Annotated in this window: 14 protein-coding genes and 4 tRNA genes; 13 read left to right on the forward strand and 5 right to left on the reverse strand. The window is 56.2% G+C overall.

All coding sequences use genetic code 11. The features are described from left to right. The first annotated feature begins 291 nt into the window (after window positions 1–291). The 6 genes from uvrY (at window position 292) to WFK59_RS03085 (ending at window position 3832) form a co-directional block, all read left to right on the forward strand. Complete coding sequence (gene uvrY, locus WFK59_RS03060) at window positions 292–951, forward strand: UvrY/SirA/GacA family response regulator transcription factor (RefSeq protein ID WP_094121817.1); 660 nt, start codon at window positions 292–294, stop codon at window positions 949–951. After that, complete coding sequence (uvrC, locus tag WFK59_RS03065; RefSeq protein WP_233984669.1) at window positions 944–2776, forward strand: excinuclease ABC subunit UvrC; 1833 nt, start codon at window positions 944–946, stop codon at window positions 2774–2776. The genes uvrY and uvrC overlap by 8 nt, the downstream gene beginning before the upstream one ends. A 68-nt stretch (window positions 2777–2844) precedes the next feature. Further along, window positions 2845–3393 (forward strand): CDP-diacylglycerol--glycerol-3-phosphate 3-phosphatidyltransferase, encoded by a 549-nt coding sequence (gene pgsA, locus WFK59_RS03070; RefSeq protein WP_031376084.1) that lies wholly within the window; start codon window positions 2845–2847, stop codon window positions 3391–3393. 152 nt (window positions 3394–3545) lie between these two features. Continuing rightward, window positions 3546–3621: transfer RNA gene (locus WFK59_RS03075), tRNA-Gly, on the forward strand. Window positions 3622–3661: 40 nt separating this feature from the next. Further along, window positions 3662–3735: transfer RNA gene (locus tag WFK59_RS03080), tRNA-Cys, on the forward strand. A 10-nt stretch (window positions 3736–3745) separates the two neighbouring features. Continuing rightward, window positions 3746–3832: transfer RNA gene (locus tag WFK59_RS03085), tRNA-Leu, on the forward strand. Window positions 3833–3977: 145 nt separating this feature from the next. Here WFK59_RS03085 and WFK59_RS03090 read toward each other — a convergent pair. Further along, window positions 3978–4235 carry a hypothetical protein gene (locus tag WFK59_RS03090; protein WP_233984668.1) on the reverse strand — a complete coding sequence of 86 codons (258 nt, stop codon included), beginning with the start codon at window positions 4233–4235 and terminating at the stop codon, window positions 3978–3980. A gap of 463 nt (window positions 4236–4698) precedes the next feature. Here WFK59_RS03090 and WFK59_RS03095 point away from each other — a divergent pair. From WFK59_RS03095 to WFK59_RS03105, 3 genes are all read left to right on the forward strand, one after another. Further along, a tRNA-Thr gene (locus WFK59_RS03095) sits at window positions 4699–4771 on the forward strand. 664 nt (window positions 4772–5435) lie between these two features. Next, complete coding sequence (locus WFK59_RS03100; protein WP_336754976.1) at window positions 5436–6308, forward strand: substrate-binding domain-containing protein; 873 nt, start codon at window positions 5436–5438, stop codon at window positions 6306–6308. Window positions 6309–6734: 426 nt separating this feature from the next. Next, window positions 6735–6932 (forward strand): DUF6404 family protein, encoded by a 198-nt coding sequence (locus WFK59_RS03105; protein WP_233984666.1) that lies wholly within the window; start codon window positions 6735–6737, stop codon window positions 6930–6932. Between the two features lie 51 nt (window positions 6933–6983). On the opposite strand, the gene WFK59_RS03110 is transcribed toward WFK59_RS03105, so the two are convergent. The 4 genes from WFK59_RS03110 to WFK59_RS03125 all read right to left on the reverse strand — a co-directional run bounded on the left by WFK59_RS03110 (window position 6984) and on the right by WFK59_RS03125 (window position 10582). Continuing rightward, window positions 6984–8489 carry a SulP family inorganic anion transporter gene (locus WFK59_RS03110; protein ID WP_336754977.1) on the reverse strand — a complete coding sequence of 502 codons (1506 nt, stop codon included), beginning with the start codon at window positions 8487–8489 and terminating at the stop codon, window positions 6984–6986. A 140-nt stretch (window positions 8490–8629) separates the two neighbouring features. Next, complete coding sequence (locus WFK59_RS03115; RefSeq protein WP_094121332.1) at window positions 8630–8896, reverse strand: biofilm/acid-resistance regulator YmgB/AriR; 267 nt, start codon at window positions 8894–8896, stop codon at window positions 8630–8632. Between the two features lie 388 nt (window positions 8897–9284). After that, entirely contained in the window at window positions 9285–9692 is a 408-nt protein-coding gene (locus tag WFK59_RS03120) for a DUF2000 domain-containing protein (protein ID WP_336754978.1), read from the reverse strand. 41 nt (window positions 9693–9733) lie between these two features. Next, complete coding sequence (locus WFK59_RS03125; protein ID WP_233984663.1) at window positions 9734–10582, reverse strand: AraC family transcriptional regulator; 849 nt, start codon at window positions 10580–10582, stop codon at window positions 9734–9736. Between the two features lie 145 nt (window positions 10583–10727). Here WFK59_RS03125 and WFK59_RS03130 point away from each other — a divergent pair, with 145 nt between their 5' ends. Genes WFK59_RS03130 through WFK59_RS03145 form a run of 4 tightly spaced genes read left to right on the forward strand, consistent with a single transcriptional unit; the run spans window position 10728 to window position 15332 of the window. Beyond that, window positions 10728–11159, forward strand: a complete 432-nt coding sequence (locus tag WFK59_RS03130) for a MarR family winged helix-turn-helix transcriptional regulator (protein ID WP_233984662.1) — start codon at window positions 10728–10730, stop codon at window positions 11157–11159. Between the two features lie 2 nt (window positions 11160–11161). Then, window positions 11162–12847: an MFS transporter gene (locus WFK59_RS03135; RefSeq protein ID WP_233984661.1), complete on the forward strand. Its 1686-nt coding sequence runs from the start codon at window positions 11162–11164 to the stop codon at window positions 12845–12847. Beyond that, a complete protein-coding gene (locus tag WFK59_RS03140; RefSeq protein ID WP_094121337.1) occupies window positions 12844–13938 on the forward strand; it encodes an HlyD family secretion protein in 1095 nt (364 codons plus the stop codon). Before WFK59_RS03135 ends, WFK59_RS03140 begins: the two co-directional genes overlap by 4 nt. Then, entirely contained in the window at window positions 13935–15332 is a 1398-nt protein-coding gene (locus WFK59_RS03145) for an efflux transporter outer membrane subunit (protein WP_336754982.1), read from the forward strand. Before WFK59_RS03140 ends, WFK59_RS03145 begins: the two co-directional genes overlap by 4 nt. Window positions 15333–15453: the final 121 nt, after the last annotated feature.

Raw genomic sequence — 15453 nt, forward strand, 5'->3', positions numbered from 1 at the left:
CGCGGAAAGTTATCATAGCCTTCTGCCACGGCCTGCCAGCACAATGCGCCAGGCGTGGGCGTCGCCGGGAAAATAATTTAACTTATTGAAAATAAATAGTTTAATTTAATATTTTCAGGGTGGTAAACGGCAGCGTGAGACCCCGGCCCGGAAAACAAACGCCGCCGTTTTGAATCAGGTATCCCACCTACAGTTTTGCTTTGTTGATGTGCTTTTGAGGTAAAAGCAGGTATGATTACCGCCTGAAATCGTTAATCGCTTCCTCTTTTTTTAGCCTCTGGAGTCTTCCCGTTGATCAGTGTGCTTCTTGTTGATGACCATGAACTGGTCCGTGCTGGTATCCGCCGCATCCTGGAGGATGTCAAAGGTCTGGTGGTGGCTGGAGAAGTTAACTGTGGCGAAGATGCAGCAAAGTGGTGTCGCGCCAATCAGGTTGATGTAGTGCTGATGGATATGAATATGCCTGGTATCGGCGGACTTGAGGCGACACGAAAAATCGTGCGCTACAACCCTGACATCAAAATCATCATGCTGACCATTCATACCGAGAATCCACTGCCCGCCAAAGTGATGCAGGCCGGTGCCGCCGGTTACCTCAGTAAAGGGGCCGCGCCACAGGAAGTGATTAATGCGATCCGCTCGGTCAATGCCGGACAGCGCTATATTGCCTCGGACATCGCGCAGCAGATGGCGTTGAGTCAGATCGAGCCCCAGAAAGCCGAATCACCTTTCAGCTGTTTGTCGGAAAGGGAATTGCAGATTATGCTGATGATCACCAAAGGACAAAAGGTGACGGAAATTTCCGAGCAGCTGAATCTCAGTCCTAAAACCGTTAACAGCTACCGTTATCGGATGTTCAGTAAGCTGAATATCAGTGGTGACGTAGAGTTAACGCATCTGGCCATTCGACATGGCCTCTATAATGCGGAGCCGTTAATCAGTAGTGAGTGACGTTTTTAACCCCAAAGCCTTTCTGAGTACGGTGACCAGCAAGCCTGGCGTCTACCGCATGTATGACGCCGCAGGCAACGTCATCTATGTTGGTAAAGCCAAAGATCTGAAAAAGCGTCTGACCAGCTATTTTCGCACTCAGGTCGGCAGTCGCAAGACCGAAGCGCTGGTGAGTAATATCCAGCACATCGATGTCACCGTAACCCACACCGAAACCGAAGCGCTGCTGCTTGAGCATAACTACATCAAGCTCTATCAGCCGCGCTACAACGTACTGCTGCGCGATGATAAATCCTATCCCTACATCTTCCTGAGCGCGGATACGCATCCACGTCTGGCGATGCACCGTGGCGCGAAACATGCCAAAGGGGAATACTTCGGTCCGTTTCCCAACGGCTATGCGGTGCGTGAAACTTTAGCGCTGCTGCAAAAGGTGTTCCCGATCCGCCAGTGTGAAAACAGCGTCTATCGCAACCGATCACGTCCCTGTCTGCAATATCAGATTGGGCGTTGCCTTGGGCCGTGCGTTGCCGGTCTGGTGAGCGAAGAGGAGTACGCGCAGCAAACCGATTATGTGCGGTTGTTCCTGGCGGGCAAAGATGACCAGGTGCTGAATCTGCTGGTGAAGCGGATGGAAGAGGCCAGCGTCGGGCTGCGATTTGAAGAAGCGGCGCGCCTGCGCGATCAGATTCAGGCGGTACGTCGGATTACCGAGAAGCAGTTTGTCTCTAATCAGGGCGATGATCTGGACGTGATGGGCGTAGCCTATGAGGCGGGTATGGCCTGTCTGCATGTGCTGTTTATTCGTCAGGGCAAAGTGTTAGGCAGCCGCAGCTACTTCCCGAAAGTGCCGGCGGATACCGATCTGGCCGAAGTGGTGCAAACCTTTGTCGGGCAGTTCTATCTGCAGGGCAGTGAAGCGCGCACCTTACCGGGCGATATCCTGCTCGACTTTACGCTGCCGGAGCGCGAGCTGCTGGCTGACTCGCTAAGTGAACTGGCCGGTCGTCGCGTCTCGATTCAGAGTAAACCGCGCGGTGACCGTGCCCGTTATCTGAAACTGGCGCGGACCAACGCCGCAACCGCGTTAACCACCCGGCTGTCGCAACACTCGACCATTCATCAGCGTCTGGCGGCGCTGGCAGAGTTTCTTGAACTCGACAAAATTACCCGCATGGAGTGTTTCGATATCAGTCACACCATGGGCGAACAGACGATCGCTTCCTGCGTGGTGTTTGATCAGAACGGTCCGCTGCGTGCCGATTACCGCCGCTATAACATCAGCGGCATCACGCCGGGCGATGACTATGCGGCGATGAATCAGGTGCTGCGCCGACGTTATGGTAAAGCCATCGAAGAGGATAAGATCCCCGATGTGATCCTGATCGATGGCGGGAAAGGGCAGCTGGCACAGGCAAAACAGGTGTTTGCCGAACTGGATGTACCCTGGGATAAATCCCACCCGATTCTACTGGGTGTCGCCAAAGGCAGCGATCGTAAAGCCGGTCTGGAAACGCTGTTCTTTGAAGCGGAAGGCGAAGGGGTATCGCTGCCGCCGGATGCGCCTGCGCTGCATGTCATCCAGCATATTCGTGACGACGCTCACAATCATGCAATTTCGGGCCACCGCAAAAAACGGGCTAAGGTCAAGAACACCAGTGCGCTGGAAAGTATCGAAGGGGTAGGGCCGAAACGGCGTCAGCAACTGCTCAAGTATATGGGGGGCCTGCAACCGCTGATGAATGCCTCGGTGGAAGAGATCGCCAATGTACCGGGTATCTCACACGCGCTGGCAGAAAAAATATACTACTCGTTGAAACACTAGCATTGAAACGGGGGGGGCAATGTAGGAACATACGTTAAATTCTACCCATTCCAGACAGTTACCGGCATATGCAATTTAACATTCCGACGTGTCTCACCCTGTTCCGAGTCGTCCTCATCCCGTTCTTTGTGCTGGCTTTCTATCTGCCGTTTCACTGGGCGCCGCTGGCTACCGCATTGATCTTCATTTTCGCCGCCGTCACCGACTGGTTTGACGGCTTTCTGGCGCGCCGCTGGAAACAGACCACGCGCTTTGGTGCCTTTCTTGATCCGGTAGCGGATAAAGTGATGGTGGCCATGGCGCTGGTGCTGGTGGCGGAATATTTCCACGCCTGGTGGATTACCCTGCCTGCCGCCACCATGATTGCCCGCGAAATTATCATCTCCGCGCTACGTGAGTGGATGGCTGAGATTGGCAAACGCAGTAGCGTCTCCGTTTCATGGATTGGCAAAGTGAAAACCACTGCCCAGATGCTGTCACTGTTTGCCCTGCTGTGGCGTCCTGACAGCACCGTGGTCGGGATTGGCGTGGTGGCGTTATACATTGCAGCGGTGCTGACGTTCTGGTCGATGTTCCAGTATCTGAGTGCTGCACGCGGCGATCTGCTCGAACCGTGATCGATGCGATTCAAAAAGCAGCAAACAGACACACAGTGAGGATAATTTTATTGACTCATTGCGTGAGGTCAGTAGAATGCATCGCATCGAACGGCAGCCAGTCTGCCAGAAGGTAAATAAAATCAGCAAGTTCGATGCAGTTGCTGAAAAATGCGGGAATAGCTCAGTTGGTAGAGCACGACCTTGCCAAGGTCGGGGTCGCGAGTTCGAGTCTCGTTTCCCGCTCCAGATTCGCAGGTCAGGTTAACCTGACGGCACATCAGTTTAAGGCGCGTTGGCAGAGTGGCTATGCAGCGGATTGCAAATCCGTGTACCTCGGTTCGACTCCGGGACGCGCCTCCAGTTACACCCTGCCCGGGTGGTGAAATCGGTAGACACAAGGGATTTAAAATCCCTCGGCTGTAAGGCTGTGCGGGTTCAAGTCCCGCCCCGGGCACCATATCGAATTACCAATAAAATCAATGATAAGCAGTGTCGTATGACCGCCCCTCAGAGGCGGTTTTTTTGTGCCTGCGATTTGCAATACGGCCCACTTTTCCGTTCAGACGCCACTGCCATTATGCCCGGTAAAAACTGCCTCACCTTCAGGCACGGGAACTGAACACCAGCCGATCGTCAGTGTTACTGATCAGATAGAGGCGCTGCGCTTCGCCGCTGGAAGAGACAAAGGTGACCTCCTGACCGATACGGGCCGTATCAAACGCTTCTGTCGGCTGCAGTTGCTTCTGGATCTCAAGCACCATACGCGATTTAAACGGTTTTTCATTGACGGTATCAATATGGTAACTGGCGGTGAACGTCAGCTCGGGATGATCAATAATATAAAATTGTCCTGAGGGCATGGTACTTACCTCTTCGCTTAATACAGTCATCTGCGCCGGAATAGTCTTCCCGACAGGCTGGATAGTAAGGCTAGCTGAATAATCACTTATTAAAAGCCACAGTAAATAATTTTTACGACCTGCACGGTTTTATCAAATTGTCACCGCTTGCGCTTGCAGCCTAATTAGCGGGCACTACCCTTTATTTAATCAGGCATCATTGCGGCAGTAAAAGCCAGTGGAATAATCGGCATGCTAACCTTTAAATGTCCTTCATGTGGCTGCAGAAAATTCCGCTTTACCGCCTGTGATGAAACGGAGTCGGGCCACCACGGTGCCGTTTGCGCGCAGTGTAAAAATCCGCTGACGATAGCGTCCTGTTTTCCCTATTCCGCCTATGCGCGTCAGACAGATTATGGGGCAGGGCAGGCAGAGCAGCAGGCACCTATGCCAGAGAAAAAACCTTCACGCGGCACGTGACCCTACGGGCATGGTATAACGGTATTACTGCAACTCCTGGTGGGTTGCCGATGCAGGTTCAACTCCTGCTGCCCGGTCCTGCTGTCGCCCGCCGGACCGCCGCCAACACACTTCCCGCACTGACCGGCTGAAACGCCCTGGCCTTGACTATGGGTCAGGCGCTACGTTTTCCCGTGCAGATGCAGGCTGAATCAGGGTGCCATCAAAGCGGTGCTGACCGGACCGTTTCGGCGGAATATGCTTATGACAGGAGCGGCCTGACAATAATAACCGATGCGCGTACGGCTTCTCTTTTTCGCATCGCGTCGCATTGTGGGGAGTTGTGCAGAATTATGCGGATATTAAAGCGCGCCAATAATTGATTCTGGCGGCTGGCTTATTAATAGGGTGTGCTGATGACAGAGAAATAGATTTCTTATCTGGCGTCTCTATTCTGATGCGAGTGCTAACGCACTGAAAAATCCGTTTTCTCAGCAGCCAAAACGTATTCAGCGGCAAACGCATCTTTTGGGATGAAATAACACCGAGTGCAGCTCAGATAACCAGATGGCCGGCCGGACCCGCCTGAAGGCGAAATTACATGCTGCCAGGCTTCCCTGGGTCCTCTGGTCGCTGCCCGCCCATTACATTATTTTTCACGCATTTTTGCGGCCTGGCTCTGGCTTTGTAACCTGTTGAAAGTCAGCTATTTCCAGTATGGTAGGGGCTATTGTTCTTAGCCGCAGAGAAGTCAGGACACTGATGATGACGCTTTCCCCTTCCCGACAGCCTGAAGCCGCATTTCCCATGATGATTGGCGTAGTCACCAGCCCGTTACTCGCTCCCTGTCATCAGAATGTCCTCAACGAACTGGCGCGCCAGCTCAACACACGCGGCGCGCTGATGCTGCTATTACCCGCCGACACCGGACAGACGCTAACCGCACAGTTAACGCAGGCTGCACCATTAGGGCTACGCGGTTTACTGGTATTGTCCGACGGGGTAAGTGATCGGCAATGGGATGAGGCGCTTGCGGCCAGCTCGCTGCCGGTAATTCGGCCAGATGCTGAGCCGGACGTGCAGCACGATGCCCGACGGGCGGGCGAGGAGATGGGGCGTCTGTTGCTGGCTGAGGGGCACCAGCGTTTTGGCTCTCTGCAGAGTCATCCAGGCAGATCGCCGCAAATGCAAGGCTATCACGCCAGCCTGATGACGGCGAACCACACCCTTGCGGCCGAACTGCTGGCAGATGGCAGCGATCGCGAGCAGGCTTATCAGGCTGTGACCCGTTACCTGAAACAGACCCGCGCGGCCGAGCGCATTCAGGCGCTTTTCTGCGAGAGTGATCTACTGGCATTTGGTGTCATGCAGGCGATCCGTGATTTTGGTCAGGGTGCGCACATTGCGGTGGCGGGATTTGGCGATGTTGACGAAGCGCGCTCCTCTACCTGGCATCTGACCACCTGGGCCGACAATATCGGCTGGCGCATTAGCCAGGCGCTGAATCATCTGCTCGGAACAGTGGCAGCAGAAGAAGCCGAGGAGCGTGAAGGCGTGTTAAAGATTCGCCACTCCCATTTTGGCAAACAGCGACCGGGCGAAATGTCTGAGTGTGGATGTGCCCATCGGCATTAGAACGCCCGGCGTCTGAAGCATCGCGCACCGGGCGGAATAGCCTGTGCTCAGTGGCACCGGTTCAGGATTGTGGCTGCCCAACCGGTCCACTGCCACCGGGCGCTCCAACCGGCTGCTGACCGCCTGGCGGTGAGGGCGGCGGTGGCGCATCTCTGCCAGGCGACGGAGGCGCGCAGGCGGAAAGGGTGGTGATAATGGCAAAAGCTGACAGTAATAAAGCGCAACGTTTCATCAAAATATCCTGAAAGTTCAGACGGTGCATTGAGTATAGAAAAGCGACCGGGAATCACCTGGCTCACCACGCTGCGCTCGTCAGAACGAAATCGGGGGTCCGTTTTATTTGAGGCGCCTCTCAACTCAGCTATGACAACAATGCGTTTTGTGCCGAACACCGCTAAGGTAGCGCATCATTTAAGAGGAGTGGTTATGAATGGCATCGTGAAGTTCGTCCGCGGCTGGCTGGTGTTCTCTGTTCTGTGGGGCGTGTTCATGTGGTTTATGTCATGGCAGCAGCAGGGCAAAGAGCCAGCAATGGCGATTCTGATGAGTCTCTACGCCGGTCTGATCTATCAGGCGCTGGTGACGATGGTGGCCCGCTACAAAGCGCGCCGGCAACAGGCCTGAATCCGATCGGCTGTCCATCAGACAGCCGATCGGTCAGGGTCAACCGCAAGGCTAACCGAAATTACCGGTCAACCGGCGGTGGAAGTCAGTGCTACGGTTATCCAGTCCCACAATGGTGACCTGTGCGCCATAGCGCTGATAGCGATACTCAATGCCATCCAGTGCCGCCACGCTCGACGCATCCCAGATTTGCGCATGAGTTAAATCGATAATTACGCTCTTCGGATCGTGGGCATAATCAAAATGCTCAAACAGATCGTTACTGCTGGCAAAAAACAGGGGCCCCCGCACCGTATAACGTACCGACTCGCCATCTTCACTCAGTTGACGCTCCGCGTGAATGACATGCGCAATACGGCGGGCAAACAGCATCATCGCGACAATCACTCCGGCCAGCACGCCCAGCGCCAGGTTTCCAGTCCAGACCGTTACCACCACCGTTAATACCATAATCAGCGTTTCCGACCACGGCATGCGTTTCAGGGTTGCCGGTTGCAGGCTGTGCCAGTTAACGGTTTTTACCGCCACCACCATCATGATCCCCGCCAGCACCACCATGGGGATTTGCGCCATAATCTGGCTCAGGCCGGTGACCAGCAGCAGCAGCACCAGTCCGGCAGCAATCGTCGAGACCCGACTGCGCGCCTTGCCCAGCTCCACGTTAACGATGGTCTGGCCAATCATGGCACAACCGGCGATGCCACCATAAAAACCGGCAAAAATATTGGCGACGCCCAGACCCCAGGATTCCCGCCGCTTGCTGGAAGGCGTATCGGTCAGATCATCAACCAGCTTGGCGGTCAGCAGCGACTCCATCAGCCCGACAAAAGCGATACTCAGCGCGGTAGGCCAGATAATCTGCAGGGTTTGCAGATTCAGCGGCACCATCAGGCTGTTAAAACCGGGCAGGCCGGGGCTCATTGGTCCTTCATCACCGACGTTCGGCATCCGGTAGCCCATCAGCAGGGCAACGGCGGTCACCACGACAATGGCAACCAGCGGTGAGGGGACGCTTTTCACCAGACGTGGCAGCAGCAGCACGATGGCCAGCGTCACGGCAAAGAAGATCCACACCAGCGAAGATTGTCCCCAGACATGCGGAACCTGCGCAAAGAAAATCAGCACGCCCAGCGCGTTCACAAATCCCAGCATCACCGAGCGTGGAATGTAGCGCATCATGCGCGCCAGTCCGGCCACCCCAAACAGGATCTGAATCACGCCGCCCATCACTACCGCCGGCAAAATATATTCAACCCCATGCAGATGCACCATCGGACCGATGACCAGCGCCACCGAACCGGCCGCAGCGGTGACCATCGCCGGACGTCCACCGAGAATCGACAGGGTCAGACAGAGCACCACTGAGGCAACCAGGCTGACTTTCGGGTCAACGCCAGCAATAACGGAAAAGGAGATCACTTCAGGGATCAGGGCCAGCGCGGTGATCACACCGGCCAGGCATTCGCGGGTCAGCAGTGCCGGTGAGCGCAGTACGCGGCCGACACTGATATCACTCGCTACAACAGGCGTTGCAGCGACATCATTTGATTGGGTCATAAAAGGTTGCAGGCTCTTATTTTGTTTTGCTCTCGCGCGAAGGGCGAGAAAGTCAGGATAAACAGTGAGAGGCAGATGTTACCGGGCGAAGGGCGAAGATACCAGAAAAAGGCAGAGTGACTCCCTCCGTGGAGTCGGGATTACAGCGAAAAATCATCCGGGGTTTTGTGAACCACCAGCTCCAGCAACTGCCGGTAAATTTCCAGCGATTCGCGGTCGCTTTCCAGCTCCAGACGATGAATCAATTTCGAAATGATCGCTTTGTTACTCACCGGCATGCCGGACTGCAGGATCTCCGCGACCAGTAAACCGAGCATCTCCATATCACTGGCCGGTTTATTGGCCGCAGCATTAAAGTAGTCGGCAATCTCTTTATCGGTTTTAGGTACGATGTTCTGGTTTTGCATGTGTCAGCCCTTCAAAACAGCCCGATTCCGTTTCGGATGTCAGGACAAAAAAGACATTAAAAAAACCTCCGCATGGACAGATGCGAAGGAACCCAACGTCATAAATTAACGGATAAAAAAATAACCTCTGAAGGTGGAAATCCACTGACACCTTCAGAGGCGACGCAAGTGCATCATTCGTTACAGAGTCGCAAGACAACTCGTGGGGATAAAGTTATACAATGAATCCCGATCTGTACAATCGGATTATTGAGCATTATGTGCTATATGAAGGTTAACAGGAGGTTATAAGGAATATTCCGAGAAAAAATCTGTACAGAAAATCTGTACAGCCAGAGGTCAATCTGAAAATGAGGCGGAAAACCGCGATCGGCTTTCCGCACCCGACTTAGCTGAACAGGGCTAAATTTGCGGTCAGTTTGCGCAGCGCCTTTTTCTCACCGACAACAGCGACGCCCAGCAAGCGCCACTGCTGGCGTGGCTGCTGACGCATCGCAGCACTCAGCGCCTGATAGTCGGTGGTGGACTGACCCTCTTCCGGAAACAGCACCATATCGCAGCCGGTCAGTTCGCCTTTTTCCCGCAGCAGGCTGAGCTGTTCGGGCGTGGCCGCCAGAACCGGAATACCGACCGGAATCAGGCCGGGGCTGGGATGGGCGCTGGCGTCTTCCAGCGCGTCACCTACCAGTGCCGGATGGCGCTGGCCGAGCGTTAATGCCATCACCGCCGCGGCATTGGTCGCTTTGCCCGGCGGCAAACTGGCATTTAAAATCATCACACAACGTAAATCCTGCATCACGCTTCTCCTGACTAAAAAAGCGCATTGTGGCAAGCCGGTTAAGTCAGGTCTGGAAGATTTGTGCAGATGCGCTGATAACGCGCCGGACTGAGCTGGCAGGCTCGTTTGAACCAGCGGCCCAGATGACTCTGATCGGCAAAGCCCAGCGTCGCCGCCACATCGGCCACCGGCTGGCCCTCCGCCAGACGCCGTCGCGCCTGACTCAGCCGCCACTGCACCAGCCACGCATGCGGCGGCAAGCCCCAGTGGGCCTGAAAGCGTCGCGACAGGCGGAAGCGGTCGATGTTCAGGCTCTGTGCCATCTGCTGTAAGCCCGGATTCTCCGTATGATGGGCAATCAGCCAGTCGCGCGCCAGCAGTGCCAGCCGGCTATCGCCTGGGCAGTCTGCTTCCGGCAATCGCCATAGCCGGTGTTGCGTCAGCTGACCAAACAGCCGGTCGAGCGCCGCCTCTTTAATCAGAGCGGGGTGATCGTGCCATAGCGCGTCAAAGGCGTGCCACACCGCATAAGCCAGCGGCCGGTCGTCACGCAGGGTCGCGGCAAAGCTCAGTTCACGCGGTTCCGGCCCCTCAGCCAGCAGCGGAGCGAGCTGCTGCTGCACCTGCTGCGGTGAAAGGTAGAGCATGCGATAGGTGAAGCCCTGCGGGTTGATCGCGTCACCATCATGCAGTTCTTCCGGCTCCAGCATAAACACCGTGCCGGGTCGGCTTTGATGCTGTTTGCGTCGCGAATGAAACTGCTGTACACCTTGCTCTGTCACGCCAATCAGATAACTGTCGTGCCAGTGCGGATCGTAAGCGTGTCCGGTAAAATGGGCGCGAATCGACTCAATACCGCTGGCAGCGTCACGGCGCAAATCCACCCAGTTTTTCGCAGCTGTTATCATGGTGTCGCACTCCCGGTTACGGCCTCTGGACATTCTGCCGCGATCCACTAATTTTTAACAGATCGGGCGCTTTTCATTCGCGTTTCGCTTTGCGTATAATAACGCCTCCATTTAATTAGATGTCTGACTATTAGGTTGCTAACATTTGTCTTCGCACACTCGTACTTTTACCCATTTACTGCATCTGACCGCACACGCCTGGCGCCTGGCCGTTGACCGTCATCTGAAAGACAGCGGTCTGAGCATGAGCAGCTGGATGGCGATTGGCCTGATTGCCAGCGAGCCTGAACGTCTGACCCAGACTGAACTGGCGCAGATGCTGGGTCTGGAAGATGCCAGCATGGTGCCGCTGGTGGATCGGCTGGTAAAACAGTCGCTGCTGTCGCGGGTGCAGCCGCCGGAGGATCGACGTAAGCGTCACCTGGTACTGACTGAAAAAGGCAATCAGGCGTTTGCCAAAGTAAAAACCCAGGCAGATGCGCTGCGCAGCGCAATGCTGGCGGATATTGACCCGCAGGATCTGGCCGTCACCGAACGGGTGCTGCAGCAGTTGCTGACGCGAATGGGAAGCATGTAAAGGTGGCGAAGCGCAATCCCTACGCCGCGCGCGAATGGTTACCGCATGAAAAACCGATGCTGCCGGGATCACCTTCGACCCCGCTGCATCCGCTGCCGAAACGGATAGCGTTTGGCCTGATAGGTCTGCTGATCTCGTTGACCGGCGCGCTAAGCAACGCGCTGGTGACCGCCAATCTGATTAACCTGCAGGGCACCTTCGGCGCCTATTCCAATGAGATAGCCTGGCTGCCCGCGGTCTACGTGATGGGCAACATCTCCATCAACCTGCTGCTGGTGAAGTTCCGACAGCAGTTTGGCCTGCGCGCCTTTACCGAAGCGTTTCTGGTGCTCTATGTGCTGGTGGCGTTTTTTCATCTGTTCGCCAACGATCTCAGTTCAGCGATCATCGTGCGTACTGCGCACGGCATGGTGGCGGCAGCGCTCAGCTCGCTGGGTATCTATTATCAGGTACAGGCCTGGCCTGCGAAGCATCGCCTGAAAGCGCTGGTGATCGGTCTGACGGTATCGCAACTGGCGATTCCGCTGGCCCGACTCTTCTCTTCGGAACTGCTGCAACTCAATGAATGGCGCGGACTCTACCTGTTTGAACTGGGCCTGGCGCTGATTGCGCTGGGCGGCGTGCTGGTGATTAAGTTACCGCCCGGCGATCGGATCAAAACCTTTGAAAAAATGGATTTCGTCACCTTTATGCTGCTGGCACCGGGCATGGCGCTGCTGTGTGGCGTACTGTCACTGGGCCGGATTGAGTGGTGGTTTACCACGCCGTGGCTGGGCATCTGTACCGCCATCGCATTAACGCTGATCGTCACCGCCATTGTGATTGAGCACAACCGGCGCAATCCACTGATCAATACCCGCTGGCTGAGTAGCGGCATGATGGTGCGTCTCGGCATTGTGATGATCATGATCCGCATTGTGCTGGCGGAGCAGAACACCGGTGCGGTAGGTTTTTTACAGCAGATTGGCCTGCAGAACGATCAGATGCGCGGACTGGCGCTGGCGATCATTGCTGGCGTCATTGTCGGTATTGCCGCCAGTGCGCTCACCATCAAGCCCAACCACCTTAACTGGCCCATCGTCACCTCGCTGGTGGTGATGATTATCGCCTCGCTGATGGATGCGCACTCCAGCCCGCTGACCCGCGCTAACAATATGTACTTCAGCCAGTTCCTGCTGGGCTTCAGCAGCGCTTTTTTCATGGCACCGGCGATGCTGATGGGAATCGGCAGCGTAGTGACGCAGCCGAAGAACCTGGTGAGTTTTGTGGTGCTGTTCGGCATGAGTCAGAACCTGGGCGGGCTGATCGGTTCGGCGATCCTCGGGACGTTTCAGACCTGGCGGGAAAAATATCACTCCAGTTTGCTCAGCGATCAACTTTCGCTGCTGGACCCTAACGTCAATGAACGTCTCAGCCAGTACAATGCGCTGTTTAACAGCCTGGTCGGCGATAACGTTCTGCTCGGGGCGCAGAGCAGCAGCCAGCTGCAAACCGTGGCGACCTTACAGGCCAACGTGCTGGCGTACAACGATACCTATCTGTTAACGGCCGCGCTGGCCCTGATTACCCTGATGTGGGTGATCTGGCGCTTAACACGTCGGCGTTATCTCGACTGGCGGCAGGCACAATTTAACCTGCGAGAGCAGCAACAGCTGGCCGAATTACAGCAATCAACGGAGAAACAATGAGTCAGCAGGACGAACTTCAGGCGGCAGAACGCGATCGTGCGAATCGTCGTCGTATTCTTTCGATTGCCGCCGGCAGCGGCATTGTGGTGATTGGCGTATTAGTCATTCTCTACGCCTGGCAACTCTGGCCTTTTACCAGCGCAGTGCAAAGCACCGAAAATGCCTATGTTCGCGGTCAGGTGACCTTTATCAGCCCGCAGGTCAGCGGTTACCTGACCTCGGTTGAGGTGATCGATCTGCAGCCGGTGAAAAAGGGTCAGTTGCTGATGACCATCGACGATCGTATCTACCGTCAGCGCGTTCATCAGGCGCAGGCGCAACTGGCGATGAAGGAAGCCGCGCTGAGCAATAACCTGCAGCAGCGACGCAGTGCCCAGGCGACGATTGAGAGTAATAAAGCGGTGCTGGAGAATGCCAAAGCGCAGGCGCTGAAAAGCGGCTTTGATCTGAAGCGGGTCGAAAACCTCGCCGCCGACGGCTCATTGTCAGTGCGCGAACGGGATGCGGCCCGTGCGGCAAATGCCCAGGCGCAGGCGCAGGTGCGTCAGGCTGCGGCGCAAATCGCCGTGGCAGAACAAAATCTGCAAACGGTCATCGTTAACCGCGCCTCGCTGGAAGGCGACGTTGCCAGTGCGAAAGCGGCACTGGAACTGGCGGAGATCGATCTGGCCAATACCCGGATTACCGCGCCGGATGACGGTCAGCTTGGTCAGTTGTCGGTGCGGACCGGCGCTTATGTTACCGCCGGGACGCGGCTGACCTCGGTAGTGCCTAACCGTAAATGGATCATCGCCAACCTGAAAGAGACGCAGCTGGCGCGAATCCGGCCCGGTCTGCCGGTGACCATCCGGGTTGATGCGCTGGATGGCAAACGCTTTACCGGTCAGGTTGAATTTATTTCGCCCGCCGCCGGATCGGAGTTCAGCGCCATTTCGCCCGACAACGCCACCGGTAACTTTGTCAAAATTGCCCAGCGCATTCCGGTTCGCATTCGTATCGACGATGGCGATATGCAGCAACTGCGTCCCGGCATGTCGGTGGAGGTGAGTATTGATACGGCGGCACAACCGGCAGGTGAGGGCGCGCCATGATCGACCGCCGTTTACTGATTGCGGCTCTGGCGCTGACGCTGGCCGGTTGCGCCACCGAAGTTGAAAAAGCGCCGTCGTCACTGCCGATACCGGCAGCCTGGCGCGACCAGGTCGGCCCCAACGCCGCTCCGGAAGCTGGCTGGTGGCGCGCCTTTGGTGATGAGCATCTTAACCGGCTGGTGACGCAGGCTCTGCGCAACAATCCCGATATTCTGACCGCGCGCTCGCGGGTCGATCAGTATCGCGCCCAGCTGCGTGCGGCGCAGGGCGACAATTTCCCGACCCTGAGTGCTGGCGCGGCGGCCACCCGCGAACGTACGCTTTCGTCTGTGACCGGTCAGCCTTATGAGACCGATGTTTTCCAGGGCCTGCTACAGGCAAACTACGACGTTGACTTATGGGGCGCGCGCAGCAGTTCGATCGAGGCTTCACGGGCGTCGCTGGCGGCGCAACAGGCGGCGGCCTCGGCAGCGGAACTGACCATCGCCAGTTCGGTAGCAACCGGCTACCTGAACCTCTGCGCGCTGGACGAGCAGTTAAGGGTTACCGAGGCGACGCTGGCGACCCGTAATAATTCATTGATGCTGGCGAAGCGCCAGTTTGAAACCGGCTATACCTCGCGGCTGGAGTGGATGCAGGCCGCATCGGAGTATCAGTCAGCCAAAGCGCAGATACCACAGCTCCGGCACCAGATCAGACAGCAGGAGAATGCGCTGAGTATTCTGGTGGCGATGAATCCGCGCGAAATCGCCCGCCGTCAGCAGTTTGAACAGATCTCGCCGCAGCATCTGCCGTCGTTGCTGCCGTCACAGCTGCTTAATCGCCGTCCGGATATTGTCCAGGCTCAGCGTCAGCTGCTGGCTGCCGATGCCAGTCTGGCCTCCGCCAAAGCGCAGCTGCTGCCCAATATCAACCTGACCGCCACCGGCACGTTACAGAGTTCGGTGCTGCATCAGCTGGCGGATAACCCGTTCCGCCTGTGGAGCGTCGGCGGCAGCATTCTGGCTCCGCTGCTCAACCGTGAAGCGCTGACCGCAGCAGTGGATGTCTCAATGGCAACGCGTAATCAGGCGCTCTACGGCTATGAGAAAGTGGTGCGTAACGCCTTCTCGGAAGTGAACGATGCGATGGACGCGATCCGGCAGGGAGAGGAGCAGCTGGCAGAGTTGCAGAAGCAGGAACGCTATGTGGCAGAAGCGTTGCGTATCGCCAGCAACCGCTACCAGAACGGTTACGCCTCTTACCTTGATGAGCTGGATGCCCAGCGCACCCTGTTCTCAACGCAGCTGAATCTGGTGACGGTGAAAAACAACCTGCTGCTGGCGCAAATCGATCTCTATCGCGCGCTGGGCGGTGGCTGGTCAGCGGGGAGTGCTGCCTCATCCATTAATTAACATTTCTGCGGCGTCTGACTGCCTGCCCATGCCGTTAAGGCATGGGCATTCTCTTTATTCTCTCCTGCCCGCTTTTCATTCAGCTATCCACTTCCCTGACCGGCAATTTTACTTGCAATTG

The sequence above is a fragment of the Pantoea sp. USHLN298 genome (genome assembly GCF_037149395.1).
Classification (GTDB): domain Bacteria; phylum Pseudomonadota; class Gammaproteobacteria; order Enterobacterales; family Enterobacteriaceae; genus Pantoea; species Pantoea astica.

Excerpts from the sequence above, each read along its gene's own strand:
- pgsA (WP_031376084.1), top strand. The coding sequence starts at position 2,845 with ATGCAATTTAACATTCCGACGTGTCTCACCCTGTTCCGAGTCGTCCTC.
- WFK59_RS03090 (WP_233984668.1), bottom strand. The coding sequence starts at position 4,235 with ATGCCCTCAGGACAATTTTATATTATTGATCATCCCGAGCTGACGTTC.
- WFK59_RS03100 (WP_336754976.1), top strand. The coding sequence starts at position 5,436 with ATGATGACGCTTTCCCCTTCCCGACAGCCTGAAGCCGCATTTCCCATG.
- WFK59_RS03105 (WP_233984666.1), top strand. The coding sequence starts at position 6,735 with ATGAATGGCATCGTGAAGTTCGTCCGCGGCTGGCTGGTGTTCTCTGTT.
- WFK59_RS03110 (WP_336754977.1), bottom strand. The coding sequence starts at position 8,489 with ATGACCCAATCAAATGATGTCGCTGCAACGCCTGTTGTAGCGAGTGAT.
- WFK59_RS03115 (WP_094121332.1), bottom strand. The coding sequence starts at position 8,896 with ATGCAAAACCAGAACATCGTACCTAAAACCGATAAAGAGATTGCCGAC.
- WFK59_RS03120 (WP_336754978.1), bottom strand. The coding sequence starts at position 9,692 with ATGCAGGATTTACGTTGTGTGATGATTTTAAATGCCAGTTTGCCGCCG.
- WFK59_RS03125 (WP_233984663.1), bottom strand. The coding sequence starts at position 10,582 with ATGATAACAGCTGCGAAAAACTGGGTGGATTTGCGCCGTGACGCTGCC.
- WFK59_RS03140 (WP_094121337.1), top strand. The coding sequence starts at position 12,844 with ATGAGTCAGCAGGACGAACTTCAGGCGGCAGAACGCGATCGTGCGAAT.
- WFK59_RS03145 (WP_336754982.1), top strand. The coding sequence starts at position 13,935 with ATGATCGACCGCCGTTTACTGATTGCGGCTCTGGCGCTGACGCTGGCC.